Below are 14,936 nucleotides of genomic sequence, written 5' to 3'. Positions count from 1 at the left end.
CCGGCGCCGGCGCGCCGTCGCCGGCGCCGGGAAGTGTTCCCGACGGGCAGGTGGCGCACGCAGGGCCGAAGGTCCCTGCCCGTCCGGCGGCGCGGACCGCGAGGATCCGGACATGGGTGCCGGGTCGTCGTCACCGCCCCTGCGCGACCTGCTCCCGGGCGGGACCGCGTTGCCCACCGTGCTGCCTCCCGCGCTGGTCGACGAGCTCGACCGGCGCCGCACGGTGCAGGACGTCCCGGCGGGCACGGTCCTGCTACGGCAGCGGGCCGTCGTCGACGACCTGATCGTGCTCGTCCGCGGGCGGATCGCGACCCTCCTCGACTTCGCGGGCACCGGGGACCTGGTGGTCGAGTCCACCGAGGATCCCGGGCGGGTGTTCGGCTGGTCGGGCCTGGTCGCGCCGGGCCGGGCGACGGCCACGGTCCGCGCGGACGAGGACTCACGGATCGTGCGGCTGCCGCTCGCGGTGGTGCGCGACGGACCGCCGCGCTGGACGGCGGCCGTGTGCGGGCTGGTCGCGGGGGCGCTGGTGGACCGCACGAGGGAGCTGCAGGCGCGGTGGGCAGACCCCGCGACGGAGCCGTCCGAGCCGTCGGAGCTGTCCGAGGTGCCCGGGCCGTCCGAGCTGTCCGCGCTGTCCGAGCTGTCGGAGGTCACCGGGGATGCGTGACCTCGCCGCGGTGCGCCGCTGGTTCGCGGGGCTCGCCCTGCTCGACCAGCTGCACGACGCGGACCGGTACCTGTTCGCCGAGCACGCGACCTGGGTGACCCTCCCGGCCGGCGCGCGCCTGTACGGCGAGGGCGAGCGGGGGTCGGCGCTGTGGTTCCTCGTCGAGGGCGAGGTCGTCCTCGGCCCGGCGGCCGGGGCCGGGGTCGACGGCGGGGTCGACGGCGGGGTCGACGGCGGGGTCGACGGGAGGGTGGACGGGGTCGTGCGGCGGGCGGTCACGACGCCCGGCTACCCCGTGGGCTGGGACGGCGTCGTCCGGCCCGACCGGTACCGCTGGGACGCGCACGCAGCCACCCGCATCCGGCTGCTGCAGGTGGACCGGGAGGTGATCGACGCGTCCTGCCGCCGCGACGAGGCCTTCGCGGCGCGGTGGCACGAGCTGCTTCTGTGGCTCGCGGGCGGGCAGCTGCGGCGCCAACACACCCGCCTGGTGACCGGCCACTACGACGACGAGACGGACGCCGTCGCCGCGCTCGTCGCGCTGCGGGCCGAGGAGCTCCGGGTGACCTCACCGCTCCACCGCATCCCCGGCTACCTGCGCTCCCGCCCGACGGTGGCCGACGCCTTCCGGGCGCTCGAGGTGATTCGCGACGGTCCCGACGCGGTCGAGGCCGAGATCGCGCGGGAGGCGCTCGACGTGCTCGCGGGCGTCCGCCGAGAGCTGCGGGTCTACCTGGGCCTCCAACGGGTCTACGAGGCGGTCGCCTCGGCGCCCCCGGACCTCGGGCCCGCGCAGGTCCGGGCCCGGGCCTGCCGGGCGCTCGTGGACCTGTTCGCGCACACCGAGTACCGCATCACGGGCCTCGACCGGCTGCCGCCGACGCCGGGCAACGTCGTGCTGTGCAACCACCTGGACAGCCACCCCGGCAACCGCCTGCCGAACGGGTTCAGCCTGATCCTCGACACGCACTTCGTCTCGTCGGTGATCCTCTACCGGACCTACGGGCGGGCTCCGGTCCGGGTGGTCCGGGACTCGCACTGGCACGAGGCCGGGCACGCGCGCTACTACGCCCGCCTGGGCTACGTCATGGTCCCGTCCGCGGAGGCGGGCCCGGCGACCCCCGAGCAGCGGGCCGAGCGGTACGAGCGCTTCGTGGCCGAGGCGTCCGCGACTCTGCGCGCCGGCGACGACCTCGTCGTCTGCCCGGAGGGTCGGCCGGGTCCCACCGCGGGGTCGCCGGGCCGCCTGCGCCTCGGTGCCTTCCGGCTGGCCGGCCGGCTCGACCCGGAGCCGCTGATCGTCCCGGTCGCCGTCGCGAACTTCGACCAGCGGCTCAGCCGGGCCGTGCTCGGCGCCGTGGTCGCGGAGCCGTTCCGGATGTCCGACGTCGTCGCCGACCGGTCCGATCCCGAGCAGGTGGCGCGGTTCGTCGACGACGAGCTGACCCCGCGCTACCGGAACTGGGTGCGCGAGGCGGCGGCGCTGCGCTGAGCACGCGGACGCGCCTGCCCGAACCCGGCCGGCACCCCGTCGACGGCCAGCTCGAGCCAGCGCTCGTCGAACCCGTCCCACGCCTGCATGGCAGGGCCGGCGTCGTGGCTCACCGGGAAGGTCATGACCTCGCACGGCGCCCGGAACCGCCCCACCACCGCCTCCACGGTGGCGCGCGGCACCACGCGGTCGACCACGCCGAGACCGACCACGGTGGGGCAGCCGACGCGGGGCGCCAGCAGGGCGGCGTCGAAGTAGGACAGGACGGCCTGCAGGTCGTCCTCGGGGTACTCGGGATGCCGCTCGAGGAACGAGGCGAGCTCGGCGCCCGACCCGGCCTCGACGAGCAGGCGGCGGCCCTCCGCCCAGCCGAAGGTGGGCACCCCCAGCACGAGCAGGTCCGCGTGCGGCGCCACCGCCTCGGCCATCATCGCCAGCCCGCCCGCGAGGCTGACGCCGTGACTGACCCTGCGCAGCGTCGGGACCCCCAGGGCCGCGGCGACCTCGGTCGCCCGCACGTAGTCGCACACGGCGCCGCGCAGCACGGACGTCTCCGGTCGGCGCGCGCCCGTCAGCAGCCAGCCCGCCGGTGCCGGTGCGCGGACCGCCGCGAGCGAACGACCGAACCCGCGGACGTCGAAGCCCAGCACGTGGCAGCCCGCGCGGACCCACCCGAGCCGGGGGACGGCCCGCGACCGGTACCCGTGGGCGTGCACGACCAGGGGCCGGGGCGCGGTGCCTTCCCAGGTGATCGCGTACCCGCGGATCGGCTGCCCGCCCCAGGACCGGAACTCCAGGTCGCGGGCGACCGTGCCGGCGCTCGGCGCGGGGCGCGGGGTCCGGCGGAGGTCGACCGGGACGTCGCGCAGCTGCGCGAGCGTCGCGGCCCAGAACGCGTCGAGGTCCGGGGGACGGCCCGGGCCCCCGGCCCCCGGCAGCGCGCCCGATGTCACCGCCGTCCCCGCACCTCCTCGGTCGCCTACCCGAGGGTGAAGGGGTCCCGGGTCCCGCCGGTGAGCTCCACCCACACCGACTTGGTCTCCAGGTACTCGTCGACCGCGGCGACGCCGTTCTCCCGGCCCAGCCCGGAGGCGCCGAACCCGCCGAAGGGCACGCTGGGCGCCACGACGCGGTAGGCGTTGATCCACACCGAGCCCGCCCGGATCCGCGCCGCCACCCGGTGCGCCCGGTGCACGTCCTTGGTCCACACGGCGCCGGCCAGGCCGTACGGCGTGTCGTTGGCCAGCTTCACCGCCTCGTCCTCGTCCGTGAAGGTGTAGGCGGACAGCACCGGGCCGAAGACCTCCTCGCGCACCACCGTCGACGCCGGGCCGACGCCCGTGAGCACGGTCGGCTTCACGAAGTACCCGCCGAGCCCGTCCTCGGCCGCCCCGCCGTACGCGACGGTCGCGCCCTCGTCCTGCGCCGTCCGCAGGTAGCCCAGCACCTTCTCGTACTGCGGGCCGTTGGCGACCGGGCCCATCTCGGTCTCCGGGTCGTTCGGGTCGCCGAGCTTGATGGTCGCCGCGCGCTCGGCCACGAGCCGGACCAGCTCGTCGTGCACCGACTCGTGGACGATCAGCCGCGACCCGGCCATGCAGGTCTGCCCGGTCGCCGCGAACACGCCCGCGATCAGCCCGTTCGCCGCGGCCTGCAGGTCGGCGTCGGGGAACACGATCTGCGGCGACTTCCCGCCGAGCTCCAGGGTGACCTTGTTGAGGTTCTCCGCCGCGGCGTGCGCGACCGCGCGCCCGGTCGCCGTCGAGCCGGTGAAGGCCACCTTGTCGACGCCCGGGTGCCCGGCCAGGTGCGCCCCGACCTCCCGGTTCAGCCCGGTCACGACGTTGACGACGCCCGGCGGGAACCCGGCCTGCTCGATCAGCTCGGCGAACCCGAGCGTCGAGGCGGGCGCGTGCTCCGACGGCTTGACGACGATCGTGCAGCCGGCCGCGAGGGCCGGGGCGAGCTTCCACGTCATGAGCAGCAGCGGCGAGTTCCAGGGCGTGATCGCGGCGACCACCCCGACCGGCTCCCGCCGCGTGTACACGAGGTAGTTCGGGTTGGGGGTCGGGATCTGCCGGCCCTCGATCGTGTAAGCGAGCCCGGCGTAGTAGTGGTACCAGGAGCCCAGGCCGTTGAGCTGGCCGATCATCTCCCGGTACAGCTTGCCGGAGTCGTTGACCTCGAGCCGGGCGAGCCGCTCGGCGTTCTCGCCGACGAGGTCGCCGAGCCGGCGGAGCAGCGCGGCCCGCGCGAACCCCGTGGTCCGGCCCCACTCGCCGTCGAGCGCGGCCCGGGCGGCGGCGACCGCGGCGTCGACGTCCTCTGTGCCGGCGTCGGGGATCTCCGCCCACGGTTCGCCCGTGTAGGGGTTCTGCGACTCGAAGGTGCGTCCCGACGCAGCGTCGGCGGGCTTGCCGCCGATCAGCATGCGGAACCGTTCCAGCCCTGCGCTCATGTGCCGTCCTCCTCGACCGTCCCGGACCGACCCTAGGGGAGTGGCATGCCACCCTCCAGGGGCGTCGCACGACCCGGTCAGAGCACGCCGTCGAGTCCCTTCCGGACGGCGTCGGCCAGCAGGTCCAGGTGCTCCTCGGTGGCGGTGAGCGGCGGCGAGAAGCCGAGCGAGGAGATCATCGGCCGGACCAGCACGCCGTGGTCGCGCACGGCGTTCGCGACGGCGCCGGGTAGGCCGGGCGTCGCGGCCAGCCGCTCCGGGTCGAGCTCGAGCGCGCCGAGGAAGCCGGTCCCGCCCCGGGCGTGGTCGACGAGCGGGTGGTCGGCCAGTCCGGCGAGGCGCTCGGCCAGCGGGCCCTCCAGCGCGACGGCCCGGTCGAACAGGCCGTCGCGCTCGTAGACCTCGATCGTCGCGAGCCCGGCGGCGCAGGCGGCGGGGTGCCCGGAGTAGGTCTGGCCGTGCCGGAACACGCGGCCCGGCTCGTCCCAGAACGGGGACGCCACCCGTCCCGACGCGACGACGCCGCCGAGCGGCTGCACCCCGGACGTCACCCCCTTGGCGAACACGACGAGGTCCGGCCGCACCCCGAAGCGCTCCACCCCGAACCAGTTCCCGAGCCGCCCGAACCCGCAGATCACGGAGTCGGCGACGAACAGCACGCCGTGCCGGGCGCAGACCTCGGCGGCGGCCTCGATGTAGCCCGGGGGCGGCGGGAGCACCCCGCCCGCGCCGATCACCGGCTCGCAGAGGAACGCGGCGACCCGCTCGGCGCCGAGCTCGCGGATGGTCTCCTCGAGCATCTCGGCGTCGTTCCAGGCCGTCTGCACGACGTCCGGCACGAACGGCGGCGCCACCCGGTTGCCGGGGATGCCCGCGAGCGAGGTCCCGAGCCCGTGCGTGCCGTGGTAGCTGTGCTCGCGGTGCAGCAGGATCGTGCGGTCGGGCTGCCCGGTCAGCGCGAAGTACGCGCGCGCCATCTTGGCGGCGGTGTCGATCGAGTCCCCGCCGCCGCTGGTGAAGAAGACCCGGCCGTCGTCGACCGGCGCGCGGGCCGCGATCTCGTCGGCGAGCCGGAGCGCCGGCTCGTTCGCGAAGTCGGTGAACAGGTGGTAGGCGTCGAGCTCCCGCAGCTGTGCGGTCACGGCGTCGACGATCTCGCGCCGCCCGTGACCGGCGTTGGCGTACCAGAGGCTGGCGGTCGCGTCGAGGTAGCGGGTTCCGGCGCTGTCCCAGAGCCAGACGTCCTCGGCGCGGGTGATCGTCACCTGCGACCGCCGCACCGCGTGCATGGCGGCGAACGGGTGCCAGAGGGTCTCGGTGCCGGTCACGGCGTCTCCTTCGGATCGGTTCGGGCGGTTCGTCCACGGGGTCGGCGGGACCCGTGCGGCGTCCGGCTCGCCGGAGCCGCCGGGGGGAGAGTAAGCAGGGCGGGGACACGAGATCTTCGAGGAGGCGCGAAGTGGCGTACGACGCCGTGCTGGCCGAGACCGTGGGCATCCGCGGCCACGGCGACGACCTGGTCGAGGCCTACACCGCCCGGCCGATGGCCCCCGGCCCCCGCGGCGGGGTGGTCGTCATCCACCACATGCCCGGCTACGACCGGGAGTCGAAGGAGGTCGTGCGCCGGTTCGCGGTGCTCGGCTACGACGCGATCTGCGTCAACCTCTACAGCCGCGAGGCGCCCGGCGCGGCCCCGGACGACGCCGCCGCGACCGCCCGCGCGCAGGGCGGCGTGCCGGACGAGCGGTTCGTGGGCGACGCGAAGGCCGCGGCCCGCTGGCTGCGCGACCTGCCGACGTCGAACGGCACGGTCGGCACGATCGGCTACTGCTCCGGCGGCCGGCAGGCCTTCCTGACCAGCATCGAGGTCGACGTCGAGGCGGCCGTGGACTGCTACGGCGCGTTCGTCGTCGGGACCCCGCCGGAGGGCTTCCCGCTGCAGGTGCAGCCGCTCGCCGACCGGGTCGCCGAGGTGCGGGCGCCGATCCTGGGCCTGTTCGGCAACGACGACTCCTACCCGGCCCCGGAGCAGGTCGACGAGCTGGAGAAGCTGCTGCAGGAGCACGGGAAGACCTACGAGTTCCACCGCTACGACGGCGCCGGGCACGCGTTCTTCTCCGTCGACCGGCCCAGCTACCGGCCGGAGGCGGCGGTCGACGGCTGGCGGCACATCGAGGCCTTCTTCGCGACCCACCTGGCGGGCTGACCCGTGTGCACCTACTCCACGGAGAAGATCGAGGTGGCCGGCAGCAGCGGGAAGGGGCCGGCGGGCTGGTTCCCGCTGCGCACCGCGACGGTCTACTACGACCACCCCGTCCACGCCCCGGACGAGCACACGGTCAACATCGACTTCCTCAACCCCGAGCAGGGGCCGGGGGCGCGGGTGGCGGTGGAGCTCAGCCTCGACACCGCCCGTGAGCTCCTCGCCGCGCTGCAGACGACCGTGGAGCGCGCCGCACACCACTGAGCCGTCCACCACTGAGCCGTCCACCACTGAGCCGTCCACCACCGGGCCGTCCACCACCGGGCCGTCCACCACTGAGCCGTCCACCACCGGGCCGTCCACCACCGGGCCGCTCATCACCGGTCCGAAGGCCCGGGCCGTCGGTCGGTATCGCCGGGCGGCTGTCCGTGCTCTCCTCTGTCGGGGCGGGTGACGAGGGGAGCACGGACGGTGGCACGGAACCTGGCGGACTGCTGCAGCGACGTCACGACGATCGCGGACGTGGTGAGGGTGCTGAGCGCCGTCCGCGACGCGTCGGCCGAGGACATCATGCGTCCGGAGGTCGACGGCATCTCCTGCTTCTCGCGGCTCTACACGATCATCACGCAGAACGTGCTGGACACGGTGGAGGGCCGCAAGCCGAAGCGGGAGTTCAAGGACCCGGACTTCCTGACCCTGCTCGACCTCGAGTTCGCGCGGCGGTACATCGCCGCGATCAGGGCGTACGAGGCCGGCCGCGGGGACACCCCGAAGAGCTGGGACGTGCTGTTCGAGCGCCGGCGCAAGGCCGGCATCGGGCACGTCAACTTCGCCGCCGCGGGCGTGAACGCCCACGTGAACTTCGACCTGGCCTTCGCGCTGCTCGAGACGTGGAAGACGTTCCCGCCGAACGCCGACCGGCGCTCGGACTACGGCCAGGTCAACGAGATCTTCGCCGAGGAGATGGACCAGCTCCGCGAGGACTTCGACGCCTTCCTGGCCGAGGTCGCGCCGGACGGCAGCGCGGTCGACCGGTTCGGCAACGCCGCGTCGGACCTCCTCGTCCGGGTGACCCGGGCGCTCGCCTGGGAGGCGGCCGAGGAGGTCTGGGAGCACTACGACCCGACGAAGGCGGACGGCGGCCAGGCCTACCGGAAAGCCTACGACCGGATGGAGCGCCGGCTCGACCGCACCGCCTGGATCCTCGGCTGGGGCGTGCTGACCGCGCCCGACCTGCCCTGACCCCACGGACGCCGACACCTCACACCCCGCGCGGCTGGAGGATCTCCGGGTCGACGTCGAGGTGCAGCACCGCGGCCCGGCCCCCCGCGACGGCGGCCAGGGCGCGGTCGAGCGCGGCCGGGACGTCGTCGGTGCGGGAGAGCCGCTCGCCGTGCAGGCCGAAGGAACGGGCCAGTGCGCCGAAGTCCGGGTTGACCAGCGCCGTGCCGCTGGGCCGGCCCGGGTGGTGGCGCTGCTGGTGCTGGCGGATGGTGCCGTAGCCCGAGTTGTCGGCGATCACCACGAGCGGGGTCGCGCCGTAGGCCGCGGCGGTGGCGAGCTCCTGGCCGTTCATGAGGAAGCAGCCGTCGCCGGCCACGCACACCACCTGCCGCCCGGGGTGGACGAGCGAGGCGGCGACGGCGGCGGGCAGCCCGTAGCCCATCGCCCCGTTGCGCGGCGCGAGCAGCGAGGGGAACGAGTGCCGCGGCAGGAACCGCTGCGCCCAGATCGCGTGCTGGCCCGCGCCGTGGGCGACGATCGCGTCCGGCGTCATCCGCTCCGCCAGCGCGGCGACGGCCATGTCCAGGTCGACGTACTCGCTGCGCACCGGCACGCCGGGCGTCGCGAACCGCTCGCGGGCGGCGCGCAGCCCCTCCCACCACACCGGGTCCGCCGCGGGTCCCTCGGGGAGCGCGCCGGCGAAGGCGGCCGGGGTCGCGAGCAGGTGCAGGTCGACGCGGCGCTGGTGCGCCCGCAGGTCGGGGTCGGCGGAGACGACGACCGTCGGCGCGTCCGGGTTCCCGCGGGTGTAGCCGCCGGACAGGACGTCGCCGTACTGCCCGCCGACGAAGAGCAGCAGGTCGGCGCGGTCGAGGGCGTCGAGCAGGCCGGGATCGGAGCCGTAGCCGAACCAGCCGGCGTAGGCGGGGCTGTCGTGGTCGACCATGTCCTGGCACCGCCAGTCGGCGACGACGGGGAAGCGCCGCCGCTCGCACCACGCGGTCACGGCGGCCGCCGCGTCGGCCGTCCAGCCGGTCCCGCCGACGATCACGAGCGGCCGCTCGGCCCGGCCGAGCAGCACCTCGAGCTCCTCGGCCTGGGGCGCGGACACCGCGCCGCCGGAGACGGCCCGCGCCGGGACGACGGGTGCGGCGGTCTTGGCCGTGAGGACGTCCTCGGGAAGCCCGATCACCACCGGGCCCGGCCGGCCCGCCGTCGCCACCGCGAACGCCTCGGCCACCTGCTCGGCCGCGCGCTCCGGCCGGTCGAGGGTGATCACGCGCTTCGCGGTGGTGCCGAACCAGCCGCCGAGGGAGAACTCCTGGAAGGACTCCCGGTCCCGGTCGGCGACCGGGATCAGCCCGACGAGCAGGACCATGGGTGTGGCGTCCTGCCAGGCGGTGTGCACCGCGATCGCCGCGTTGGCCGCGCCCGGCCCGCGGGTCACGGCGACCACGCCGGGACGGCCGGTCAGCCGGGCCTCGGCGAGCGCCATGAACCCGGCGCCGCCCTCCTGCCGGCACACGACCATGTCGATCGGGGAGTCGTGCAGGGCGTCGAGCACCTCCAGGTAGCTCTCGCCGGGCACGCCGTACACGCGCGGCACCCCGAGCGCCTCCAGCTGCGCGACGAGCAGCGCTCCCGCGGTCCGTTCCACGCCGGTCCGGCCGGCCCCTGCCGACTTCTCAACCACGGACGTCGACCTCCCGCACCTCGTCGTCGCGCCCCAGGGCGACCTTGGGAGCGAGCATGCCCGAGATCGCGGTGATCAGGGCGATCACGATCAGCAGCAGCGCCGCGGTCCACGACGCCCCACCGGCCCCCGCGAGGAAGGCCGACGCGACGAGCGGCACGAACCCGCTGACCACGCCGGCGACGTTGGCCGACAGGGCCACGCCGGAGTACCGCAGGCGGGCCGGGAACAGCTCGGTGAGCAGCGCGCCGGAGACGGCGTAGGGGATCGACAGGCAGGCGACGCCCAGGGTCACGCCGATGATCACCAGCGCGGCGGCCTTGCTGTCGATCAGCCAGAACATCGGGAACGCGGCGACCGCGGAGATGACACCGCCCGCGACGGTGATCCGGGCCGCGCCGTACCGCTCCGCGAGCCGGCCGCCGGTGATCAGCACGAGGATCTCGACGGCGGCCGCGACCAGCGTGGCGCCCAGCATCAGCGACTGTGGCAGCTTGAGCGTGGCCGTGCCGTAGCTGATCACGAACGTGGTGGCCAGGTAGAACCCGCCGACGCCGAGGAACGCCGAGCCGGCGCCCACCATCAGCTGCGGGAAGGAGCGCAGCAGGACGTCCTTGACCGGCGAGCTCGCCCGCTCGTCCTCGGCCAGCAGCTGCTCGAACAGCGGCGACTCCTCGACCCGGCGGCGCAGGTACAGCGCGACGGCGAGCAGCGGGAAGGCGACGAGGAACGGGATCCGCCAGCCCCAGGAGTCGAAGCTCTCCTTCGGCAGCGCGGACACCGCGAGGAAGGCACCCGAGGAGAGCAACGTGCCGATGGGCGAGCCGATCTGCGGCATCGCCGCGTACCGGCCGCGCTTGTCCTTCGGTGCGTGCTCCACGGCGAGGGTGACCGCGCCGCCCCACTCGCCGCCGACCGCGATGCCCTGCAGCAGCCGCAGCACGGTGAGCGCGATCGGCGCGAGGACGCCGATCGACACGGCGGTCGGCAGCACGCCGATCAGGCCCGTGACGATGCCGATCATCGTGACGGTGACGATCAGGCAGGTCCGCCGGCCGATCCGGTCGCCGAGGTGGCCGAAGAGGATCGCGCCCAGCGGCCGGGCGGCGAACCCGACGGCGAAGGTGGCGAACGCCGCGAGAGTGGCCGCGACCGGCGAGCCGGTGAAGAACAACCGGTTGAACACCAGCGAGGCGGCCGTGCCGAAGAGGAAGAAGTCGTACCACTCGAGGGCGGTGCCGACGAACGCGCCGAAGGCGACCTTGCGCGCCTCGCGGTCGCTGACGACCGCGGTGCCTGCCGGTGAGCTCATGACATCTCCTGGGTGTCGAGACCGAGCGTGGTGGAGCCGTGGGTGGGACGTCCGCCGAGGAGCGTCGCGACCACCTCGGTCGTGCCGATCCGGTCGGCGGGGACGGCCAGCACGTCGTCGCCGAGGACGACGAGATCGGCGTGCTTGCCGGGGGTGAGGGAGCCGCGGACCCGCTCGTCGCCGGCGGTCCACGCGGCGTCGAGGGTGTAGGCGCGCAGGGCCGCGGCGGCCGTGACGCGCTCGTCGGGCCCGAGGACCGCGCCGCCGCGGGTGCGCCGCTCGACCATGGACTGCATGCCGAGCAGCGGTGCGCCGAGCGCGACGGGCCGGTCGGAACTGCCCGGGACGCGCAGGCCGGCGCGGTGGAAGCCGCCGACCCGGTAGAGCGAGTCGGCGCGGTCCGGTCCGACGGCGGCAGCCATCGTGTCGCCGATCTCGTAGAGGAACCGCGCCTGGGGGACGGGCGTGACACCGAGGTCGGCCATCCGCGCGATCTGCGCCTCGGTGGTCACGGCGGCGTGCTCGATCCGGTGCCGCACCTCCGGCCGCGGACGCTCCTTCTGCGCCTCGGCGAAGGTGTCGAGGGCGAGGTCCACGGCCCGGTCGCCGATGGCGTGCGCCGCCACGGCCCAGCCGGACACGTGCGCGTCGACGACCCGCCGGCGCAGCAGCTCGGGATCGTCCTGCAGGTAGCCGTGGGAGTGGCGGTCGCAGAAGGGGTGCAGCATCGCGGCGGTCCGGGCCACCAGCGACCCGTCGAGGAAGATCTTCATCGGGCCGAGCCGGAGCATGTCGTCGCCGAACCCCGTGCGCAGGCCGAGGTCCAGGCCGAAGCGGTCCGGGTCGCTGGCGTGGCCGCGCAGCGGGTGCAGGGCGTCGGAGACCGGCATGACCTGCACCCGGACGTCGAGCAGGCCCGCCTGCTGGTAGGCGCCGAGCTCGAGCCCGGACCGGCCGATCCAGCCGCCACCGACACCGCACTCGGTGACGTGCGTGAGGCCCTCGCCCGCGTACACCGCCGCCGCCCGCCGGATCGCCGTCGCCAGGTCGGCCAGGGGATGGGGCACCACGAGAGCGCCGACGAGGTTCTGGGCCTGCTCCTCGAGGGTCCCGGTCGGTCCGTCGGCGTCGGTCACGACCACGCCGCCCTCGGGCACCGGGCGGTCGCCGATCAGGTCGAGGACCGGCGAGTTGACCGTGCAGACGTGCCCGGAGCGATGCGTGAGCCAGACCTTGCGGCCGCCCGCGGCCCGGTCCAGCTCCCGCCGGTGCGGATGCCCGCCGAGGGTGGTGTCGTCGTAGCCGGAACCGACCACCCAGGCGTCGGCGGGCAGGGTCGCCGCGCGCTCGGCGACGGCCGCGTACAGCGCGTCGAGGTCCGGCAGGCCGGCGAGCGCGATCTCGGAGAGGGACTGGCCGAACCAGGCCATGTGGTTGTGCGCGTCGCCGAGGCCGGGGACCACGGTGGCGCCCTGCAGGTCGATCTCGCGGCGGGCGCGCAGGCCCTCGGGATCGAGGGCGAAGACCCGGCCCTGGTGGATCGCGACGGACCGGGCGCATGGGTGGTCCGCGTCGAGGGTGTGGACGGTCGCGTTGTGCAGCAACAGGTCGATCACTGATCACCCCAGGTGGTGGAGCCGGGTCAGGGGCAGGGTGGGCGAGCGGTGCAGCGGCACGTCGCGGCCGTCGACGCGCACCGGGATCGGTTCGGGCGCGACCTCGACCTGCGGGGTCGCCGTGTTGTGCAGCATGTCCGCGCAGGTCAGGCCCCGGCTGTCCGCGATGCTCGCGTAGCCGCGGCCGGCGGGCAGGCCCGCGCGCTCGGCGTGCTCGGAGACGAAGACGTGGGCCAGCCGCGCCGGCGCGGTGCCCAGCCCCCCGTAGAAGGGGCGCATCCGCCGCGGCTGGGTGAGCCGCGTCGAGCCGGAGCCCGAACCCGCGGCGCCCCAGGCGACGAACCCGGACTTGAGCACCAGGTCGGGCTGCGCGCCGAACCAGGCCGGGTTCCACAGCACGAGATCGGCGAGCAGCCCGGGCCGGACCGAGCCGACGTGCTGCGCGAGCCCGTGCGCGACCGCCGGGTTGTGCGTGAGCTTGGCCAGGTAGCGCAGGACCCGGGCGTTGTTGACGACGTCGGGGCCGGTCTCCCCGGCCAGCGTCGCCTGCACGTGGGCGAGCTGCCAGGTGCGGCGGGCGGTCTCGCCGATCCGGCCCATGCCCAGGGCGTCGGAGTTCACGATCGCGATCGCGCCGGAGTCGTGCAGGGCGTTCTCCGCGGAGATCGCGTGCTCGCGGATGCGACTGGCCGCGATGCTCGCGTCGCTGGGCACGTGCGCGTGCCCGCGGTGCACCGTCAGCGTCATCGGGCCCAGCTCGGCGACGGTCGACGGGGTGAGCGGGAGCGTCGGCGTCGTCGACGACGTGAGGACGTTGTCCTTCGAGACGATCTGCAGCAGGTCGGGATGTCCGCCGCCGCCCTCGACGTGGTAGGCGTGCACGGTGCGGCCGCCGACGGCGTCGAGGGTGTCGGCGAGGTAGCCGGACTCGTTGAGGGTGTCGGTGTGCAGCGCGACGGGCAGGTCGGCGCCCTCGGCCACGCCGAGGCACGTGTCGATCACCGGGGGAGTGGCGCCCCAGTCCTCGTGGATCTTGAACCCGCCGGCGCCGGCGGCCACGGCCTCCTCGAGCAGCGCGGCGCTCGTGGAGCTGCCGCGGGCGAGGAACGCGGCGTTGATCGGCACGTCCGCCCAGCCCTCGATCAGGGTGTGGAGGTTGCGGCGGGGGTTGGCGCCGACGTCCCACACCCCGCCCATCCCCATCCCGACCAGGGTGGTCACGCCGGCGGAGAGCGCGGCGCCGGCGAGGTCGGCGTTGGACAGGTGCACGTGCGAGTCCACGACGCCGGGGGTGCAGATCAGCCCCTCGCCCGTGACCATGGCGGTGTGGGCGTCGACCTCCAGCTCGACCCCGGCCTGGACCTGTGGGTTCCCCGCCCGCCCGACGCCGACGACCCGGCCGTCCTTGATCCCGATGTTGGTCTTGCGCACGCCCAGGAGCGGGTCGACCAGCACCACCCCGAGGACGATCATGTCCAGGGCGCTGGCCCGGTCCGCGGAGCTGCTGACCAGCGCGCCGTGCCGGGCGGTCTTGCCGCAGCCGCCGAGGAGCTCCTCGCCGGGCTCGGTGTCGTCGGCCTCGATCTCGATCCAGAGGTCCGTGTCGGCCAACCGGATCCGGTCGCCCGTCGTCGGCCCGTAGAGGCGGGCGTACTCGCGGCGCTCGACGGTCGTCATGCGTGCGTCCTTCCCATCCGGACCACCGGGACCTCCCGCTCTGCGCCGGCTTCCACCTTCACCGACGTCCCGGCCGGTAGATCGAGGCGGAAACTCCCGGCCTCGGCGAGCTCGACCTCCAGGGCGGGATTGAGCCGGTCGAGCTGGACGTGCGAGGACACCCAGATCGCCAGGTGTCCGCGGTTGCGCAGGCGCGCGGAGCCGCGCTCCCGGCCCGGTGCGAGCTCGCGGGGCGGGCCCTCCGCGCGGACCGCACCCGGCCCGTCGGCGGGCGGGGCACCGAAGGGGTGGTCGACGTGCACGAGCACCGTTCCGTGCGGGAAGAGCGCCTCGACCTGCAGCGCCGGCACGGCAGCGGCGACGCCCTCGACCAGGCGGGCCGGGTCGACGACGGTGCGGGCCCGGGCCACGACCTCCTCGTAGGGCAGGTCGTCCCAGGCCATCTCGCAGATCTCGTCGCAGACGAGCGCGATGGCGTCCGGCGCGCCGAGCTTCGCGCCCCGGTCGAGCCGGCGGCGCGCGAGCGAGGCCGCGCTGTGCAGCAGCAGCCGCTCGGTCTCTCGCGGGGTCAGGTGCACGGGCACAGCCTGG

13 protein-coding genes are annotated in these 14,936 nt (G+C 74.9%); 5 read left to right on the top strand and 8 right to left on the bottom strand.

What is annotated here, in order from left to right:
- The first annotated feature begins 112 nt into the window (after positions 1 to 112).
- Complete coding sequence (locus AB0B41_RS14145; RefSeq protein ID WP_358202792.1) at positions 113 to 670, top strand: cyclic nucleotide-binding domain-containing protein; 558 nt, start codon at positions 113 to 115, stop codon at positions 668 to 670.
- A complete protein-coding gene (locus AB0B41_RS14140) occupies positions 663 to 2,162 on the top strand; it encodes a hypothetical protein (RefSeq protein ID WP_358202789.1) in 1,500 nt (499 codons plus the stop codon). Before AB0B41_RS14145 ends, AB0B41_RS14140 begins: the two co-directional genes overlap by 8 nt.
- On the opposite strand, the gene AB0B41_RS14135 is transcribed toward AB0B41_RS14140, so the two are convergent.
- The 3 genes from AB0B41_RS14135 to AB0B41_RS14125 all read right to left on the bottom strand — a co-directional run bounded on the left by AB0B41_RS14135 (position 2,123) and on the right by AB0B41_RS14125 (position 5,909).
- The gene (locus AB0B41_RS14135) at positions 2,123 to 3,115 is read right to left on the bottom strand and encodes an acetylxylan esterase (protein ID WP_358202787.1); all 993 of its coding nucleotides are present in this window, start codon (positions 3,113 to 3,115) and stop codon (positions 2,123 to 2,125) included. The two genes, AB0B41_RS14140 and AB0B41_RS14135, sit on opposite strands and share 40 nt — an antisense overlap.
- A gap of 26 nt (positions 3,116 to 3,141) precedes the next feature.
- On the bottom strand, positions 3,142 to 4,620 hold the full coding sequence (locus AB0B41_RS14130) for an aldehyde dehydrogenase (protein ID WP_358202785.1): 1,479 nt from the start codon (positions 4,618 to 4,620) through the stop codon (positions 3,142 to 3,144).
- Between the two features lie 77 nt (positions 4,621 to 4,697).
- The gene (locus AB0B41_RS14125) at positions 4,698 to 5,909 is read right to left on the bottom strand and encodes an aspartate aminotransferase family protein (RefSeq protein ID WP_358202886.1); all 1,212 of its coding nucleotides are present in this window, start codon (positions 5,907 to 5,909) and stop codon (positions 4,698 to 4,700) included.
- Between the two features lie 170 nt (positions 5,910 to 6,079).
- Between AB0B41_RS14125 and AB0B41_RS14120 the strand changes: the two genes are divergently transcribed.
- The 3 genes from AB0B41_RS14120 (at position 6,080) to AB0B41_RS14110 (ending at position 8,065) form a co-directional block, all read left to right on the top strand.
- Positions 6,080 to 6,826 carry a dienelactone hydrolase family protein gene (locus tag AB0B41_RS14120; protein WP_358202783.1) on the top strand — a complete coding sequence of 249 codons (747 nt, stop codon included), beginning with the start codon at positions 6,080 to 6,082 and terminating at the stop codon, positions 6,824 to 6,826.
- Between the two features lie 3 nt (positions 6,827 to 6,829).
- On the top strand, positions 6,830 to 7,087 hold the full coding sequence (locus AB0B41_RS14115) for a DUF6295 family protein (protein WP_358202780.1): 258 nt from the start codon (positions 6,830 to 6,832) through the stop codon (positions 7,085 to 7,087).
- 207 nt (positions 7,088 to 7,294) lie between these two features.
- A complete protein-coding gene (locus AB0B41_RS14110; RefSeq protein WP_358202778.1) occupies positions 7,295 to 8,065 on the top strand; it encodes a DUF5995 family protein in 771 nt (256 codons plus the stop codon).
- Positions 8,066 to 8,084: 19 nt separating this feature from the next.
- Here AB0B41_RS14110 and AB0B41_RS14105 read toward each other — a convergent pair whose 3' ends face one another.
- From AB0B41_RS14105 to AB0B41_RS14085, 5 genes are read right to left on the bottom strand one after another with little or no spacing between them, the layout of a single operon-like run.
- On the bottom strand, positions 8,085 to 9,740 hold the full coding sequence (locus AB0B41_RS14105; protein WP_358202776.1) for a thiamine pyrophosphate-dependent enzyme: 1,656 nt from the start codon (positions 9,738 to 9,740) through the stop codon (positions 8,085 to 8,087).
- Positions 9,733 to 11,052, bottom strand: a complete 1,320-nt coding sequence (locus tag AB0B41_RS14100; protein WP_358202773.1) for an MFS transporter — start codon at positions 11,050 to 11,052, stop codon at positions 9,733 to 9,735. Before AB0B41_RS14100 ends, AB0B41_RS14105 begins: the two co-directional genes overlap by 8 nt.
- Positions 11,049 to 12,668 carry an amidohydrolase gene (locus AB0B41_RS14095; RefSeq protein ID WP_358202771.1) on the bottom strand — a complete coding sequence of 540 codons (1,620 nt, stop codon included), beginning with the start codon at positions 12,666 to 12,668 and terminating at the stop codon, positions 11,049 to 11,051. Before AB0B41_RS14095 ends, AB0B41_RS14100 begins: the two co-directional genes overlap by 4 nt.
- Positions 12,669 to 12,671: 3 nt before the next feature.
- Positions 12,672 to 14,345 carry an urease subunit alpha gene (locus tag AB0B41_RS14090; RefSeq protein ID WP_358202769.1) on the bottom strand — a complete coding sequence of 558 codons (1,674 nt, stop codon included), beginning with the start codon at positions 14,343 to 14,345 and terminating at the stop codon, positions 12,672 to 12,674.
- Positions 14,342 to 14,923, bottom strand: a complete 582-nt coding sequence (locus AB0B41_RS14085) for an urease subunit gamma (RefSeq protein ID WP_358202766.1) — start codon at positions 14,921 to 14,923, stop codon at positions 14,342 to 14,344. Before AB0B41_RS14085 ends, AB0B41_RS14090 begins: the two co-directional genes overlap by 4 nt.
- Positions 14,924 to 14,936: the final 13 nt, after the last annotated feature.

The organism is Pseudonocardia sp. NPDC049154 (genome assembly GCF_040648315.1).
Lineage (GTDB): Bacteria > Actinomycetota > Actinomycetes > Mycobacteriales > Pseudonocardiaceae > Pseudonocardia.
Note: the sequence above shows the minus strand (reverse complement) of the source record. Positions and strands in the feature narration are given on the sequence as shown.

Coding starts and splice junctions, on each gene's coding strand:
- AB0B41_RS14125 (WP_358202886.1), bottom strand. CDS start 5,909: ATGCACGCGGTGCGGCGGTCGCAGGTGACGATCACCCGCGCCGAGGAC.
- AB0B41_RS14145 (WP_358202792.1), top strand. CDS start 113: ATGGGTGCCGGGTCGTCGTCACCGCCCCTGCGCGACCTGCTCCCGGGC.
- AB0B41_RS14140 (WP_358202789.1), top strand. CDS start 663: ATGCGTGACCTCGCCGCGGTGCGCCGCTGGTTCGCGGGGCTCGCCCTG.
- AB0B41_RS14090 (WP_358202769.1), bottom strand. CDS start 14,345: ATGACGACCGTCGAGCGCCGCGAGTACGCCCGCCTCTACGGGCCGACG.
- AB0B41_RS14100 (WP_358202773.1), bottom strand. CDS start 11,052: ATGAGCTCACCGGCAGGCACCGCGGTCGTCAGCGACCGCGAGGCGCGC.
- AB0B41_RS14130 (WP_358202785.1), bottom strand. CDS start 4,620: ATGAGCGCAGGGCTGGAACGGTTCCGCATGCTGATCGGCGGCAAGCCC.